Raw genomic sequence first — 16631 nt, forward strand, 5'->3', positions numbered from 1 at the left:
GGTGTGCATTATTATTTGTATTTCTGTATAGATTTCCTATTTTATAGCATTTTACTTATAATAATTAGGTGTCCTTTTTGATTGTGATAAATGAAAATACAAGTAAAAAATATACAGAATATAATAATCTAAAGTTAAATATAGTAAAAAATAAAAAACAATTTATAGAGTAAACAAAATCTTTTATTATTTGTATATATTCTAATAATTAACAACAGCCAAAGAACTTTATATATATAATATTATTAATTCTAAAGAGGAGTATTTGCTTGATGGATTATATAAAACAGTTAGACTATATAAGTGAAAAGTTATTATTCATAAAATTAAAAGTTGAGCAAGATACAAAAAATGGATTATTTGATATAAATAAATATGGTGAAGATATATTTATGCATCTTTTAAATAGTGCTTATGGTTTTAAAATAAATAATGCTAACGAAGTTTTTCATGATAATTTTCCTGCTATAGATTTAATTGATGAAGAAAATAAATTCTTTATTCAAGTAACCTCTACATTAACTACAAATAAAATTTACTCTACAATTAAAAAGAAAGATGAGAATGAAGAATTAAAAGAGTACAAACATTATAAATTAAAAATGTGTTATCTTGCAGGAAAGCCAGATTTTGGTAATCTTGCAAGTTTAAACTTGGAGAAAAAAGGTATTGAAAAAGAAGATTTACTAGACCTTGATAGTATTATATCTATTGCACGAAAAAACCAACAAAAATGTAAAGATATATATAATACTTTAAACCAGAGACTTGATAGTAAAGCATATAACCTTGATATAGAAAATTATTTTAATAAGTTTGAAGCTCAATTAAATAAAGAAATTACTAAAAAATTTTATTCTTATAATAAAGACTTTGAAAGCTTTTTACAATCCAATAATAATGTTTTAGAAGTATTTGGAACAGGAGGACATGGGAAATCCCATCTATTAAAATATTTGGCTTCTTTAAAAAATGAATATACTCCAATAATATTCACAAAACAAGATAATGTTGAAGCTGACTTAAAAAAGTTAGATTTTGCTAAACAATATTTATTAATTTATGATGATATAGATAAGTTTTTAGAAAATAGTGTGTCTAGTATTTTCTCTTTTTTAATAGATAGTGGTTCTAAAATAATGATTTCTTATAGAACTGCATCAAAACATTTAGTTGAAGAAAAAATCTCAAAGTTTAATGCATTAAAAACGCAAGAATTACCTATAATTTGGAGTAATGGTGAAATCAAAGATTTAATACTTTTATTAAGACCAGATGCAACTGACTTTGCAATCAATAGTATAAATAATCAGTTTAATTCAAATCCTTTTTTAATTACACAAGCTTTGAAAGGTGATATTGATGGAATTAAGAATTTTTCTAAAAACATATTAAGTGATTCTGTTAAAGCATTGAAAAGGCTTGAGATAAAAATATTTGAAATTGAGAAGTTATTGTTTAGAATTGCTTTATTAAGTCCATGCCCAAGAAACTTAATAGATATAAATGATAATGACAAAGTTAATCAACTTATAACTGTAGGTATTTTAAGAGAGCTAAATAATAAAATTAGATTTAATCCAGATGTATTGGGTGACTTATATTTAACTAGTTTTGTAAAAAATTATGAAAATAAATATAAAGAGATAGCTCTTGAGTATATGGCAGATAATTTGGAGCTTATAATTACTAATCTATCTTATGTATTAGGATATGAAGATAATGATGGGTTAGAACTATTTTTCAAAGATATAGTTAAAGGGTGGTTGAAAAATGAAGATTTTAGAAGTTCAAATTTAAGAATATTATATAGAATTGTAAGATATGCACCTTTTGAGTCATTTATGTACTTAAAGGAAGTAACTACTATTTTAGAAATAAAAGAAAATGAATACCCAAAAAATGGGGGAATCATGGATATTGTATCTAAAATTAGTGAAGTAGATTTTAATATCTCTGATGAACATATAAATTTAGGAAGTCTAGTTCCAATAATCAATAAACTAATTTCAAATTTAAAAAATGAAAGAGATTCAGGAAGATTACAGATCAAACACTTAATTGATTTTTTAGTTTCTACTAAAGTTCAATCTTTCCCCAAACCATATTTTGCAAATCATAATATAAGTTCTGTTTTTAATGACATGATTATTCCTTATGAATCAAAAAATAATGATGTAATCATTGAAGCTTTAGAAGAAATGAAAAAATGGGTAAATAATGATTCAATGAATTTAAATAAATTAGATATTTTAAAAAGTGCTTTAAGTAATCTATTTATGGGGTCAAAGTCTATGTATTTTGATACAAAAAGAATCGAGTTTGATACTTCAAAAGAGAATATTAGAAAAGTAATTGATAAAGCAAAAGAGATAGTATTGATAATGCTAAAGAGCTCTAATATTGATTTAAAATGTAGAGCATTGGATATATTAAGGGATGTTGGAAATAGTATCAATGAAGAATTACAAGCTAAAAATGAACAATATTATTATGAGATAACAATTGAGTTATTTGAGAATATGAAAGAGCAACTAACTAAAGTTAATGATTATAAATTCTTATCAAAACTTGAAGAAGTTTTATTCAATGCAATGGCTTTTAGAAAACACAAAGATGAAGCATTTTCATTATTTTTGGATATTCCACGAACACCAATTTTTATATTTAATCAATGTCTTGTTAGTACAATGTTCACAGTATATAATTTAGATAAATTTATAGATGAGTATCATAAACAAGAAGATGTGCATAAATGGTTATTTGATAAGTATCAAAATAGACATGATACAAATATTTCAGAGGATGATATAGGTTTATATAATTATTTTATTAAGTCTCATACAACAGAAGATGATTTTATTAATTTTGTTAATACATTACATTTTATTGAAAATAGTACTAATTCATATAAGTTCTCTACTGAACTTACTAAACTATTAAATTACTGGTACGAACAGAAACCACAACTTTTCAAAAACTTAGCTATTAAAGGTATAGCAAATATTAGTAATAATGCTGTATCTAAAACTATTGATAATTTTCTATTTGATTTAGGACTTACAACGTTAGATATAGATTGCATTGATGAAACATTAGAGACTAGTGAATTAATAAGATATGTTGGAAATTCATTTAAAAGTAAGAATATTGAATTATATCAAAAGCTATTAACAATATTTAAAGAAAAAGAAAAGGAAAGTATATCCTGGTTTATAGATAACTCGTTTATGAATATATATAGTATTCTAAAAGATAATACAGACTTTAATACCTATAAACCTTATATACATGAACTATTAGATTTGATAATTAAACATAGAATAACTCCATCAATTTATTTAATTTTTATCTTGGAAAATTTAGAAAAAAATAATATAAGTTTTGAACTTGTTAAAGACAAACTTAGAAAAATAGTTTATATTCCTTCTTATAAAGAAGATTTAGAAGAAATAAAAATTAGCAAAGAAGATTTAAAAAAACTATTTCATTTTTTAGACTACAAAATAGAAGATATTTTTGCAAGGGTTTTCTTAAAAATATTTGCAAAAGTAATATTCTTTAATTATAAGAAAGAGCATAATATTCAAGAGTGTTATTTAATACAAGATTATGTAAAAGACTATGAAGATTATAAAGAGTTTATTTCATTAGTTCTTGATTACTATAATAACTTCACTTATACACAAGCTAATGAAGAAGAAGTACCAATAGATTATAAAATTGATATTAATTATTTTTTTAGTGGTTTAAAAAATGAGAATTTTGAAAGATACATTAATGAACTCATTGAAAATAATAATAAAGAAGAGATACTTGTACTTATCAATGCAATACCAATAAAAGCTAAATATAAAGAGTTATTGATTAATACTCTTAACTTCTTAAGTACAAACAATTTGGATGAAAAGATAATTACTTTATTAACCAAAGAAAGAGTATCTACATCTGTGTATGTCGGATTGCTAAATGATAAAACATCTAATATAGATAAAGGTTTTACTTATGATTTTGTAATGAAGGAACTAAATAATCAAGAAGAATTGTTCGTTTATATTTCTAAGAGCACTGTTTTAGATGTAGATGTTCTAAGTAAAATTGAGGATATAGTAGCTGAAATTCAAGTGACAAAAAATATTGTTTTAGAAATAAATCTTGAGCAGACAATAACTTAAAATAAATAGAATATCTAATATGAAATAGACAGTGCTAAAATGTAGTAGATTTTAGAACTGCCTATATATAGTACTTATTTATTTTCAAAACGACTTTTATAAATATGTTAGGTGTCCTTTTTTATTGTAAATTAATGTAAATTTATACTATCTATTCAATATTAAAAACTTCAAAACTACCTATAAAATGGCATTTTATTGCCTATTTGTAAATACCTGTAAATATAAAACGTAAGAATTTCCTCCTGTAAACTCAAGTTCGAATCTTGATGGGGTCGCCAACTTTAAATATAAATCATAAAAAGAAGTGATATATAAGGTTATCGTTATCACTTAAACACTCTCTTCTTCTTAATCTTCTTCTTTTATCAAAGATTTAATTAATATGACAAAAACTTCATAAATTATTCATATGCTATTCATAAGAAATAAATAAAATCAAATAAATTTATGATTAGGATTAAAAATTTGCAAATAATTAAAAAACTTTTAAAATATTATTTATTTTTTATATCGATATTTTTTATTGGAAGATTTACTCTTTTTCTATTATATTTTAATCATTTTAAAAATGAAAATGTGAATATATGGCTTACTTTTTTATATGGTATTAAAATGGATATAATGACCACTTCTATTGTATTGGTTATTCCTCTTATTCTTTTAACTCTTTTTCCTAAAATTTTTAGTAAATTTATAGATTATTTATTGAAAGTTTATTTTCTCATAATAATTTCAATAACTATTTTTGTAGAGATTGCAACATTTCCTTTTATGGCTCAGTATGATTCTAGACCAAACTATCTTTTTATTGAGTATTTAGAATATCCCAAAGAATTATTCTCTATGCTTATTGCAGATTATAAGTTACCATTATTATTTGTTTTTATAATAATTTCTCTTTTTTCTTATGTCTATTTGAAAAAATGCAAAGATAGCTTTATAGAAATCTTTGATATTAATTTTTTTAAAAGAGCTTTGTTTTTTCTTCCTTTATCAATAGTTTTATTTATAGGTATTCGATCATCTTTTGGACATAGACCTGCAAATAATTCAGATGCAATGTATTCTTCAAATAGAATATTGAATGAAGTTACAAAAAACTCTATGTATAGCATCGGTTATGCTGTATATTCAATGAGTAAAAATAGTAGCAAAGATATTCAAAAAAGATATGGGAAAATGAATATCAGTGAAGCAATTAGTCGAGTAAAAAAAAGATTAAATATTGAAAATACAGACTCTAAATACATTCTTTCAAGAGAAGAAGAGACTCATTTTAAAACACAAAATACAAAAAATATAGTAATTTTTGTCCAAGAAAGTTTGGGATATCAGTTTGTTAGTTCAGTAGGTGGAGAAAAAGGTATTACCCCAAATTTTAATAACCTTTCAAAAGAAGGAATTCTTTTTAAAGAATTATATTCTAATGGTACAAGAAGTGTGAGAGGCTTGGCAGGGCTTACATCTGGAATTTTTTCCATTCCTGGAAAAGGAGTTGTAAAAAGAAATAAATCTCAAAGGGATTTTTTTACAATTGCATCACTACTTAAACCTTTAGGTTATCATTCTTCTTTTATATATGGAGGTGAAAGTAGATTTGACAATATGAAATCTTGGTATTTAGGTAATGGTTTTGATGAAGTGATTGACGAAGAAAAGTTTATAAGTCCAGAGTTTATAGGAACTTGGGGTGTTAGTGACGGTGATGTTGTTAAAAGAGCTAATGAAGAGTATAAAAAATTATATGCAAAAAAACAAAAATTTGTTTCAGTTATTTTTTCCACATCAAATCACACACCTTTTGATTTTCCCGATGGAAAAATAGAGTTAATAAAAGGTGAAGCAAAAAAGAGTGTTAAAAATGCTATCAAGTATGCAGATTATGCTATTGGTAAATTTATAAATGCTGCAAAAAATGAAAAATATTACAAAGATACGATTTTCTTAATAGCTGCGGATCATAATGTAAGAGTTTATGGAGATGATATTGTTCCTGTGGATATGTTTCATATCCCAGGACTTATATTAGGAAAAGATTTGAAACCTTCTGTTTATGACAAATTAACAACACAACCTGATTTATTGGCAACAACTCTTGATTTAGCGGGAATAAAGAGTATATATCCGATTATGGGTCACTCTATTTTTAACGATAAAAAAGTTGATTTGTCGTTAATGCAATTCAATGATAGATATGCTTTAAGGCATGGAAATAAAGTTGCCATAATAAGACCTAATACAAAGCCTTTAACCTTTGAATATATAAATAAACGCCTTCAAAAAACAGAAGATGATATCCAACTTCAAAAAGATTTATTAGCTTTTATTCTTGTATTAAATCATGTTTATGAAAATCGTCTTTTCAGATAATAACTATAAAATATAGAATAATTAGTTCAAAACAAAATTATCTTTTAATTGTGCCTATTTCCGTAAAACTTAACTTATATTTTAAACTGCTATTTTAGCAGTTTAGCAGGATAAGTAACTTTTTATATTTTTCCTTCATTATTTGCAAGTTTGTCTAAAGTCGTTTCTTTAAACATCTCTTCTATTAAACTTTTTGGTTGAATCCATTGATCATGTAAAGCACATTTATTCAAGCAATCACAATGACCTATGCCTAAAATACATCTCTCTTCTTGAAGTGAATCATTAAATATATCTAATATATCTGATATTTTTATATCTGATGCTGCTTTATTTAGTTCGTATCCACCTTCTCTTCCTCTAATTGATTTAATTAAGCCAGTTCTTACAAGTTCTCCCATGATTTTTGTTAAAAATTTATACGGAATTGATAAATTTTCTGAAAGTTCTTTTGCATTAAGAAGAGATTCTTTCTTTTGATTTGTAATATAACTTAAAATCCTAATTGCATATTGTGAAGTATTGTGTAATTGCATGCAAATCCTTTCATCTATTTACTTTATTATATAGAAGGTATATTTAATTACTACTTAAAGGTAGAATTAAAGAAAATTTGATACTATTTCAATTACTACTTAAAGGTAGAATATAAATAAGGAGTTAAAATGGGTGAGCGTATTACTAAAAATACGGCCAAAAATATCTACTTCGGTGGAGGTCTTTTTGCGATTTTGGTATTTGCAGGACTTACTTTTGATACTGTTAATAAAATTCCAGAACTAAGTCACGAAGAAAAAGTTACCAAGTCAGTTGCTCTTGGAAAAAAAGTATGGGAAAATAACAATTGTGTAGGATGCCATACTATATTAGGTGAGGGTGCTTATTATGCTCCTGAGCTAGGTAATGCATTTAAACGATTGGGTGAAAGTAATGAAAAAGCATTTAAAGTATATTTATCAGGATGGATGGCTGCTCAACCATTAGATATTCCTAATAGAAGAAAAATGCCACAGTTTAATTTAACACCAGAACAAATAAATAGTCTTGCAGATTTTTTAATTTGGACATCAAAGGTTAATACACAAGAGTGGCCACCAAATATTCAAGGATAAGGAAACCGAATGAAATATTCATCACAAATGGTCGCAAAGCCATATTTTATTTTTGCACTAATTCTTCTTGCCGGAGAGATTCTTTTTGGTATTAGCATGGGAATACAATACCTATATGGTGATTTTTTATTCCCAGCTATTCCATTTAATGTACTTCGTATGGTACATGTTAATTTACTTATAGTTCTTTTATTATTTGGATTTATGGGTGCAACTTATTATCTTATACCTGAAGAAAGTGAAAGAGAGTTGTGGAGCCCCTTATTAGCAAAAATTACATTTTGGGTATTTGCAGTAGCAGGTGTACTAACAATATTAGGTTATTTGTTTGTGCCTTATGCAACTTTAGCAGAAATAACATTTAATGAGTTATGGCCAACTATGGGGCGTGAATTTTTAGAACAGCCCACTATTACTAAAATAGGTATTGTTTTTGTTGTTTTATCTTATATCTTAAATGTAACGATGACTGTATTCAAAGGTCGAAGAACGACTATATCGATTATTTTACTAACAGGCTTATTTGGACTAGCATTTTTCTTTCTATTCGCATTTTATGTTCCAGATAATCTTGTTATGGATAAGTTTTTCTGGTGGTTTGTTGTTCATTTATGGGTTGAAGGTACTTGGGAACTTATTATGGGTGCACTTTTAGCATTTGTATTAATTAAAACAACAGGTGTTGACCGAGAACACATAGATAAATGGTTGTATTTAATTATTGCGATGACATTGATTTCTGGATTAGCAGGAACAGGGCATCATTTTTTTTATATTGGAACTCCTGGATATTGGTTATGGATAGGTTCTATTGTTTCAGCTGCTGAACCAATTCCATTTTTTCTAATGATACTTTTTGCTTTTAGCATGACAAAAAATCGTCGTATACAACATAATAATAAAATAGCACTTACTTGGGCTAAAGGTACAGCTATTGTATCATTTTTAGGAGCTGGAGTTTGGGGTTTTATGCATACACTTGCACCTGTAAATTTTTATACACACGGTACACAACTAACAGCAGCACATGGGCATTTATCATTTTTTGGTGCGTATGTTATGATATGTTTTACCTTGATATCTTATTCTATGCCGATTCTTAGAGGTCGTCCACATGGAAATGGACCTAAAGCGCAAAAAGTAGAATTGACAAGTTTCTGGTTGATGGTTATTGGTATGATAGGACTTACCTTGGCTCTAACTGTTGCTGGAATAATGCAAATTGAAATGCAAAGAATCCCTGATTCATCTCATGCTCTTAGTTTCATGGCTACACAAGCAAAATTATCAGTAGTTTATGGAATTCGTTTATTATTTGGACTAATGGTTTTTGTTGGATTATTGACATATTTTTACAGTTTCTTTGTTAAAGAGGTAAAGGTAGGCAATTAAAGATGGATGAAAAAGTTGGAAAGTTATGGGCTAAATATTTAACAAAAAAAACATCTAGTATTTATGAAGAAGAACAGGTGTTCTTTTCTGAAAGAAGTAGAGCTTTAAAAATATTTTATCACCTCTTAGGAGGTGATAAAGGTAAAAGTATAAATATTACTGACAAAAGATTTATAAAAACTTCACGAACTTTTTTTGAAAAGATTTCAGGAACAGGCAAAACTTTTTTTCTTTCTTGGCAGGATGAAAAAGGGATTTATTTGCCTGCTTCATTAGCTTACTTTCCTTCTAAAAAATATAATGAGATGCATTATTACTGGCTTATTGCAATGTTAAGTAAAATCAATATAAACAGTAATAATATAATAGAAGAAAATATGAAAACGATTAGTTTTCTTGTAGAAAAATATTCTGGATTTAGAGAATTTTATGATTATGCACAAGAGTTTATGATTAAAAATTCTTTGGAATTTTTAAACCATCAATATTTAAGCCCCTTATGGATTTATCCTGCCTTATCAAATAGCAATAAGTTACTTGATTTTGATGATGAAGATGAACCATTAAGAGAAAAAGAAAAGCAAGATGAGACTGAAACATTAAAGATGAAAAAAAAAGCTGAGCAAATTAATGATAAAAAAGAAACAGATGGTCTTTTATTATTTTTGCCTGAATCGCTTATGAGTCTTTTGGAACAGGTTAATGTTGATAGACAAGAAAATGATACTTTTGATGAAGATGCTCTTTATAATGCAGAAATATTAGATGAAATAACATTAGGACAAAAAGATGCAAATCTTTCTTCAAGACTTAAAATGGATTTAGATATATCAGTAGAGACTCTTGAAGAATATCCTCTTGGAAAAGGGCATTTTATCGATGAATGGGATTATAAAAAAGAGTGTTATTTGAAAAATTATGTCTGTATAAAACCATTTATTTGGATAAATGTAGAACCCATAAAATTACCACAACGACATGTAAAAATGATGAAAAAAATTCAATATGAATTGGATTTGATGGAACTTGACCGAATCAAAAGAGATAATCTTCCTTATGGTGATGAGATTAATATTGATTCATGGATTGATTATAAAAGTCATAAAAACTGTTCAAATCATTCTCAAAGATTTTTTGAGACTTATGAAAGAAAAACAAGAGATATTTCAACATTGATTTTAGCGGATGTATCCCTTTCAACAGAAGCTGGAATAACACAAGAAATTCGTGTCATAGATATGATTAAAGATGCTTTGATGGTATTCTCAGAATCACTTTACAGACTTCAAGATCGCTTTGCTATTTATACTTTTTCATCTATTAAAAATACAAAAGTCAATTTTCATATTATTAAAAATTTTAAAGAAAAATACACTGATTTAGCACGCGGTCGCATAAATACAATAAAACCGGGTTATTATACTCGTATGGGAGCTGGAATAAGAGAAAGTGCTAAGATTTTGGATAAACAACAATCTAAAAATAAACTATTGCTCATACTTAGCGACGGAAAGCCAAATGATGTGGATAAATATGATGGCCGTTATGGAATAGAAGACACAAAAAAAGCAATAGAAGAGGTAAAGAAAAAAGGAATTATTCCTTTTTGTATTACTATAGATATGGATGCAAAAGAGTATTTGCCTTATCTTTTTGGTCAAAATGCATATGCTGTTATTCGTGATCCTAAAAAACTCCCCAAGGTACTACCAGAAATATATATGAATTTAACAAAAGGAAATTAAAATGTCTAAAAATTATTATTTACAACAATCAAATGAAGTAGAACTATTTAAAACTGCTTCTTCAATGAATTTACCAATTTTAATAAAAGGACCGACGGGATGTGGTAAAACGCGTTTTATTGAGACTATGGGAGAAGAGCTAGGGCTAGATGTTTACACTGTTGTCTGCCACGATGACTTGAGTGCAGCTGATTTGGTTGGGCGTCATCTTATAGATGAAAAAGGTACTTTTTGGCAAGATGGACCACTTACAAAAGCTGTAAGAAATGGTGGTATTTGTTATCTAGATGAGATTATTGAAGCTAGAAAAGACACAACAGTAGTTTTGCATTCATTAGCTGATTACAGACGCACTCTACCTATAGATAGAACGGGAGAAGTTATAGAAGCTCACCCAAACTTTATGTTAGTTGTCTCTTATAATCCTGGTTATCAAAATATATTAAAAGGAATGAAACCTAGTACTAAACAGCGTTTTATCTCACTTAGTTTTGATTATCCAAAAGCTACTTTGGAAAAAGAAATTATAATAAAAGAAAGTAATGTTGATGAAAAAACAGCAGAAAAACTTGTAAATATCGCAGGAGAAATTCGTCAATTAAGTGATAGCGATATCCATGAATCTGTGTCTACAAGATTACTTATTTATGCAGCAAAACTTATAACAAAAGGATTTAATCCTTATGAAGCTTGTATGCATTCGATTGTAGAATCTCTTAGTGATGAAGATGATGTTTTAGAAGTACTTGAAAAACTGATATCTTTACATTTTAAAAAGAGTTGTGATGCTTCAAAATTGTGTAGTTAAAAAATATTGGTCTTTTAGAGTTTTTTAGAAGATTGATCTTATATATCTTACTTATTATGAGAATAATCACTTGATTGTAATCAACAAAAAAAATAAAAAAAGAAGATAGAATTATCAAATGATTTATTTAATTTTTAAACTAATTCACATCTTTTCTGTACTTATATACGCAGGTTTTTTATTTACTGATAATTTGATTCTAATGAGAATGCAAAAAGTCTTGTCAAAAGATAAATATGATGAAGTTAGAGGCTATTTTAAAGCTTTTACAAAAGTTCTTGTTCCTAAAGCACTTGTTGTTGCAGTTATTAGTGGGATATATTTATTATATATAAATTTTGGGATAATTGAAGAATCTGGACTTTCAAACTTTCAAATTCTACTTTCAATAAAAGCTATTTTGGGTCTTTGGCTTGGTTTAAGAGGCATTCTTCAAGTTTTTTTTGGTATTCAACCTTTAGTTTTTAAAGGTCATACTTTACCCTTTGTTTTGGTAATAATAATAGTTTTATTATCTCAAATAATGTGGTATGTGTAAATACTTTATTCTTTTTGTTTTCTACTATTTAATTGGGAAATATATTTTAAGTCAATAATTAGAAAAATCAATATATTATAATATTCTATCGAAATACTAAATGACTTTTTAAAAAATGACAGAAATATTACCTAATAAAGAAAAGGAACTAAAATGAAAGTTGGATTTATAGGACTTGGAATCATGGGAAAACCTATGGCGAAAAATATATTAAAAGCAGGATTTGATTTAGTTGTTACAAACAGAAGTAAGGCATCTGTTAAAGAACTAGTTGCTCTTGGCGCTTCAAGTGCTCAAAGTGCTAAAGAAGTAGCACAGCAAGTTGATGTTCTTATCACAATGTTACCAAATTCTCCTCAAGTTAAAGAAGTTGTTCTTGGAAAAAATGGAGTTATTGATGGTATAAAAGAAGGGACTGTTGTTATTGATATGAGTTCAATTGCACCTTTAGCTTCACAAGAGATTTCAGCCCAACTTTCAAAAAAAGGTGTTGAACTACTTGATGCACCTGTAAGTGGTGGAGAACCAAAAGCAATAGAGGGAACACTATCTGTTATGGTTGGTGGGAAAAAAGAGGTATTTGATAAGTTTTATGAATTAATGATGTCAATGGCAAGTTCCGTTGTTTATACTGGAAAAGTAGGAGCTGGAAATACGACAAAACTAGCAAATCAAATTATTGTTGCTCTTAATATTGCTGGTATGTGTGAGGCTTTAGTATTAGCTACAAAAGCAGGTGTTGAGCCTGAATTAGTTTATGAAGCTATTAGGGGAGGGCTAGCTGGAAGTACTGTTTTAGATGCAAAAGCTCCTTTAATTATGGATAGAAAATTTGAGCCAGGATTTAAAATCAACTTACACATAAAGGACTTACAAAATGCATTTGATACAGCACATGAGATAGGAGTTCTTCTTCATTTAACCGCGGCCGTTATGGAAATCATGCAAGCTATGAAAGCTCAAGGTGAAGATCATTTAGATCATGGTGGAATAATTAGATATTATGAAAGATTGTCAAAAGTTGAAGTAAAAAGATAACTTCAGATAAAGAGTTTTAAATATTTATTTAAAACTCTTTTTATAAATATTTAATACTGTATCTAAAAGAGCTGCTATTACTGGCCCTATTATAATACCTATAGGTCCAAAAGATATTATTCCTCCAAGAATTGATACGAGGATAACAAGATCGGGCAATTTTGCATCATTTCCAACAATCCATGGTCGAAGAAGATTATCCACTAATCCTACGAATACTATTCCCCATATAATAAGAGCAATTCCCCATCCAATACTACCTGTAAACATAAGATATACTACTGCTGGCAACCACACTACAGGTGCCCCTAATCCAGGAACAGCAGAAAGAAGAAAAACTACACTTCCCCAAAATACTGGTCCATTAAGTCCTATAACCCAAAATGCAACTCCTACCAATAGGCCTTGAATAAGTCCAATTATAACTATACCTTTAAGGGATGCTTTAGTTACTGTTAACCCACGATATATAAGTTCATCATAATCTTTTTTTGAAAGAGGAATTATAGAAGATAGAGAATCTAACAATTTTTCTCCATTTATCAAAAAATAAAACATTGCATAAAACATAATAAACAAACTCATAAAAAAACCAAGAGTTCCTTTAGTTGCACTAGATAAACTTGAAACCAACCAACTTCCTATTGCATTAGTTGCTTCAGAAGCTTTTTTGAGAAGAGTCTCATTTAAAGAATCAAATTTATCTTGTAATGGTAACCAAGTAGGAAGTTGTTGACTTAGTGAAAAATCTTCTTTTAATAATTCTTTTACTAAGGGACTTGTCTTTTCACTAAATTGTATTGCTTCATTTGTGACCATACCTGTAAGAACTGCCAAGGGAAAACCTACGGCTAGAATAGATATAATTAGTACAGTAGATGCAGCCAAAATAGATTTATTTTTGAAATAAAAAAGAACTTTTTGATAAAGAGGATAAAGTAAGCCTGCAAAAATTGCAGCAAGAACAAGAGCTATTAGAAACTCTTTAATCATTCCAATAAAACCCATTAAAACTATAAATAGTAAAAGTAGTATAAAAGCTTGTTGGAGTTTATTTGGGTGTTTATCAGTCATTATTAAGTTCCTTGGATATTAAAAAATTGATATAGAAACTAAACTATATCAATTTTTTACTTTTTTATTTTTTAATCCAGTTATCTTCATCATTTTTTTCATATGTGTTTTTCACTGCTGCCCAAGCAACTTTATGAGAAACTTCTTCTCTTGAACTATCATCTTTTCTATCTTTTGGGTTTTTGTATTCTTCCCAAGCACTATTATATGCTTCTTTATATATTTCTTGTGCATGCTTTGGTAGATTGTCTTTTACTTGTTTTGGTAATTGATTAATACTTTTGTAAGACATTTTCACTCCAAATTTAAATTAGTTTGTTATTATCATAAAATATAAACTTGTCTGACACTTTTTATAATATAAGTATCAGACTGTTTATAGAGTAATTTATTTTGAAGAAGTAAACTCTTCTTCATATTTTTCCCAAGTATCTTCTAACTTTTTATATGCATTTATGAAGCCTTCTTTTGTATATTCCCATGCATTAGATGTACTACTTTTCATACTTCCATACCATTGAGCAACTTGATTACGCTGATCACGAAGATTTTTCAAATTCTCACGAGTTTTTATACGAACATCTTTGCTCATTTTATCCCATTTATTATCAACTTTTGACTCTAAAATATCGATTTGATTATCTAGCTTATCTAAACTTATTTTTACTTCTTTAAGCGTCTCATCTTTTTTATCAACAGTATAACTTCCAATAGTTTTAAATAACTCTTGAGTATCTTTTTTTACTTCTTTAATTGAGGTATTTATATTTTCTGTTTGAGCATATGATAAAGTTGTAATACCAAGTAAGCCGATTAGCATTAATATTTATATATGTATTTTCATTTGTAATCTCTTTAATTATGTTATGCTAACTATAATAATTATTTAAATCTTGAACTAGCTGAATCAAAGGCAGCACTTAGCGAATTCCATGCACTATCCATGCCTATTTTTAGGTCTTCCCATGCATCATCACTTGCATTTTTGATCTCAATGAATTTCTTATTAGTATTTTCTTTCATAGATTTTAATTTATCTATTTCTTCATAGTATTCAATTTTTTTGTCTGCTTGTGCACCTTCAGCTTTTGCTTTAAGTTTATCTATTTGTGCACTCCATTCATCTAGTTGTGCCTGTAGTTTTTTTTCATATTCTTTTTTCATACTCATGATATTCTCCTTTAATATTATTTGCTTTTATTTTCTTATATAAATTATTAATAATATTATTTATTCCCTATAATAAAATATATTTGTAGATACTATAGGTCCTAATGTATCACAATTAAAAGGTAGTTTTATTGATTTGTATTTCATAATAATCCTCCTTGTTTGCCTAAACTATAACAAAAGCCAATTAAATATTCCTTAAACATTATGGGTAAAGTTGTATTAAAAGATAGAAAAACAATGAATATAGTCATTTATAAATACTTTTTTGAAATAAATATATTATTTTTTATATACTATTATTAAATATTAAGTTTTATTTATGATTAATATTCATTATGATAGTTTAAAAGTTACATTTATAAAATAAAAGGATAAAAAATGGCAACTCAAGAAATTACAAAATTAAAAGAAGAAATTGAAGTTTTAAAAGCTGATATAAAAGAGTTATCTGCTAGTTTAAAAGAAGCTGCTGCAACTAAAGTTGATCGTACTGCAAGCAAACTAGATATTTTTGATGGCTTATCAATGGATGAATTAAAAACAAAACTATATGAACTAAAGAACAAAGGTTTAGATGAAGTTGGTGAAGTTGAAACTAAAATCAAAAATGATCCTTTTAAAAGTGTTGCAATTACATTTGGGTTAGGTTTTTTAGCCGCTTGGTTAGTTAAAAAATAGTATGTCAAAAGTCACAATTTCAGAATTTATTATTTCTGTAATAGAATTAATAGAAGCTCAAGTAAGAGAAATTGAATCTTCTTTTGTAAGTAGTGCAAAGGGTTTGATAATAAAACTTTTTTCACTTTCTTTACTTGTTTTAGCATCTGTTTTTTTCTTTTTAGGGATTAAAGTTTGGATTGAAAGTTATTTAGGTGAAATCTTTGCCTATCTTATAACATCATTTATTATTTTGGTATTAGCATTAATAGTCTCTAAGGTCGCCTCATGGAAAATAGAACAAAGAAGATAGAAAAACTTAATAATTTAGTATCTCAGTTAGAGGGGAATGACTCTATATTTACTAGAAAAGTTACTTCTGTTAAAATCGCTAAGTTAAAACTAAGAGCAATTGATCCTGGATATGATATAAGCGATACCTTAAAAAGTTTTAATTCAGGGACAAAAGAAGAGTTAATTGCTTCTTTTATAAGTCAAAATTATGTAAAACCTTTTTTGGTAAAACTATTAGCTAGATTTTAAAAT

At 27.2% G+C, this 16631-nt stretch carries 16 protein-coding genes; 11 read left to right on the forward strand and 5 right to left on the reverse strand.

Annotation, left to right across the window (positions count from 1 at the left end; translation table 11 throughout):
- Window positions 1-272 precede the first annotated feature (272 nt).
- Window positions 273-4175, forward strand: a complete 3903-nt coding sequence (locus tag ACNI3D_RS07910; RefSeq protein WP_419768898.1) for an SMEK domain-containing protein — start codon at window positions 273-275, stop codon at window positions 4173-4175.
- Window positions 4176-4790: 615 nt separating this feature from the next.
- Window positions 4791-6548, forward strand: coding sequence for an LTA synthase family protein (locus ACNI3D_RS07915; RefSeq protein WP_419768899.1), 1758 nt, complete (start codon window positions 4791-4793; stop codon window positions 6546-6548).
- Between the two features lie 122 nt (window positions 6549-6670).
- Here the strand turns inward: ACNI3D_RS07915 and ACNI3D_RS07920 are convergent, their stop codons facing one another.
- Window positions 6671-7084 (reverse strand): RrF2 family transcriptional regulator, encoded by a 414-nt coding sequence (locus tag ACNI3D_RS07920; protein WP_129101362.1) that lies wholly within the window; start codon window positions 7082-7084, stop codon window positions 6671-6673.
- 129 nt (window positions 7085-7213) lie between these two features.
- Between ACNI3D_RS07920 and ACNI3D_RS07925 the strand changes: the two genes are divergently transcribed.
- The 6 genes from ACNI3D_RS07925 to garR all read left to right on the forward strand — a co-directional run bounded on the left by ACNI3D_RS07925 (window position 7214) and on the right by garR (window position 13181).
- Window positions 7214-7660: a c-type cytochrome gene (locus ACNI3D_RS07925; RefSeq protein ID WP_419768900.1), complete on the forward strand. Its 447-nt coding sequence runs from the start codon at window positions 7214-7216 to the stop codon at window positions 7658-7660.
- A 9-nt stretch (window positions 7661-7669) separates the two neighbouring features.
- The gene (locus ACNI3D_RS07930; RefSeq protein WP_419768901.1) at window positions 7670-9052 is read left to right on the forward strand and encodes a cbb3-type cytochrome c oxidase subunit I; all 1383 of its coding nucleotides are present in this window, start codon (window positions 7670-7672) and stop codon (window positions 9050-9052) included.
- A 2-nt stretch (window positions 9053-9054) separates the two neighbouring features.
- The gene (locus ACNI3D_RS07935; RefSeq protein ID WP_419768902.1) at window positions 9055-10797 is read left to right on the forward strand and encodes a nitric oxide reductase activation protein NorD; all 1743 of its coding nucleotides are present in this window, start codon (window positions 9055-9057) and stop codon (window positions 10795-10797) included.
- A gap of 1 nt (window position 10798) precedes the next feature.
- Window positions 10799-11605, forward strand: coding sequence for a CbbQ/NirQ/NorQ/GpvN family protein (locus ACNI3D_RS07940; protein WP_419768903.1), 807 nt, complete (start codon window positions 10799-10801; stop codon window positions 11603-11605).
- A 118-nt stretch (window positions 11606-11723) separates the two neighbouring features.
- Complete coding sequence (locus ACNI3D_RS07945) at window positions 11724-12143, forward strand: hypothetical protein (RefSeq protein WP_419768904.1); 420 nt, start codon at window positions 11724-11726, stop codon at window positions 12141-12143.
- A gap of 153 nt (window positions 12144-12296) precedes the next feature.
- Window positions 12297-13181, forward strand: coding sequence for a 2-hydroxy-3-oxopropionate reductase (garR, locus tag ACNI3D_RS07950; protein ID WP_419768905.1), 885 nt, complete (start codon window positions 12297-12299; stop codon window positions 13179-13181).
- A gap of 24 nt (window positions 13182-13205) precedes the next feature.
- On the opposite strand, the gene ACNI3D_RS07955 is transcribed toward garR, so the two are convergent.
- The 4 genes from ACNI3D_RS07955 to ACNI3D_RS07970 form a co-directional block, all read right to left on the reverse strand.
- Complete coding sequence (locus ACNI3D_RS07955; RefSeq protein ID WP_419768906.1) at window positions 13206-14255, reverse strand: AI-2E family transporter; 1050 nt, start codon at window positions 14253-14255, stop codon at window positions 13206-13208.
- Between the two features lie 64 nt (window positions 14256-14319).
- Entirely contained in the window at window positions 14320-14547 is a 228-nt protein-coding gene (locus ACNI3D_RS07960; protein ID WP_419768907.1) for a ChaB family protein, read from the reverse strand.
- A 96-nt stretch (window positions 14548-14643) separates the two neighbouring features.
- On the reverse strand, window positions 14644-15075 hold the full coding sequence (locus ACNI3D_RS07965) for a sll1863 family stress response protein (protein ID WP_419768908.1): 432 nt from the start codon (window positions 15073-15075) through the stop codon (window positions 14644-14646).
- 62 nt (window positions 15076-15137) lie between these two features.
- Window positions 15138-15425, reverse strand: a complete 288-nt coding sequence (locus ACNI3D_RS07970) for a sll1863 family stress response protein (RefSeq protein ID WP_419768909.1) — start codon at window positions 15423-15425, stop codon at window positions 15138-15140.
- A gap of 381 nt (window positions 15426-15806) precedes the next feature.
- Here ACNI3D_RS07970 and ACNI3D_RS07975 point away from each other — a divergent pair, with 381 nt between their 5' ends.
- Genes ACNI3D_RS07975 through ACNI3D_RS07985 form a run of 3 tightly spaced genes read left to right on the forward strand, consistent with a single transcriptional unit; the run spans window position 15807 to window position 16628 of the window.
- Window positions 15807-16106 carry a DUF883 domain-containing protein gene (locus tag ACNI3D_RS07975; protein WP_129101340.1) on the forward strand — a complete coding sequence of 100 codons (300 nt, stop codon included), beginning with the start codon at window positions 15807-15809 and terminating at the stop codon, window positions 16104-16106.
- 1 nt (window position 16107) lies between these two features.
- Window positions 16108-16398, forward strand: a complete 291-nt coding sequence (locus ACNI3D_RS07980) for a hypothetical protein (RefSeq protein ID WP_129101339.1) — start codon at window positions 16108-16110, stop codon at window positions 16396-16398.
- On the forward strand, window positions 16374-16628 hold the full coding sequence (locus tag ACNI3D_RS07985; RefSeq protein WP_129101338.1) for a hypothetical protein: 255 nt from the start codon (window positions 16374-16376) through the stop codon (window positions 16626-16628). Before ACNI3D_RS07980 ends, ACNI3D_RS07985 begins: the two co-directional genes overlap by 25 nt.
- Window positions 16629-16631 lie beyond the last annotated feature (3 nt).

Origin of the sequence: Arcobacter siniprincipis (SeqCode) (assembly GCF_048571125.1) — a bacterium.
GTDB classification, from domain to species: Bacteria; Campylobacterota; Campylobacteria; order Campylobacterales; family Arcobacteraceae; genus Arcobacter; species Arcobacter siniprincipis.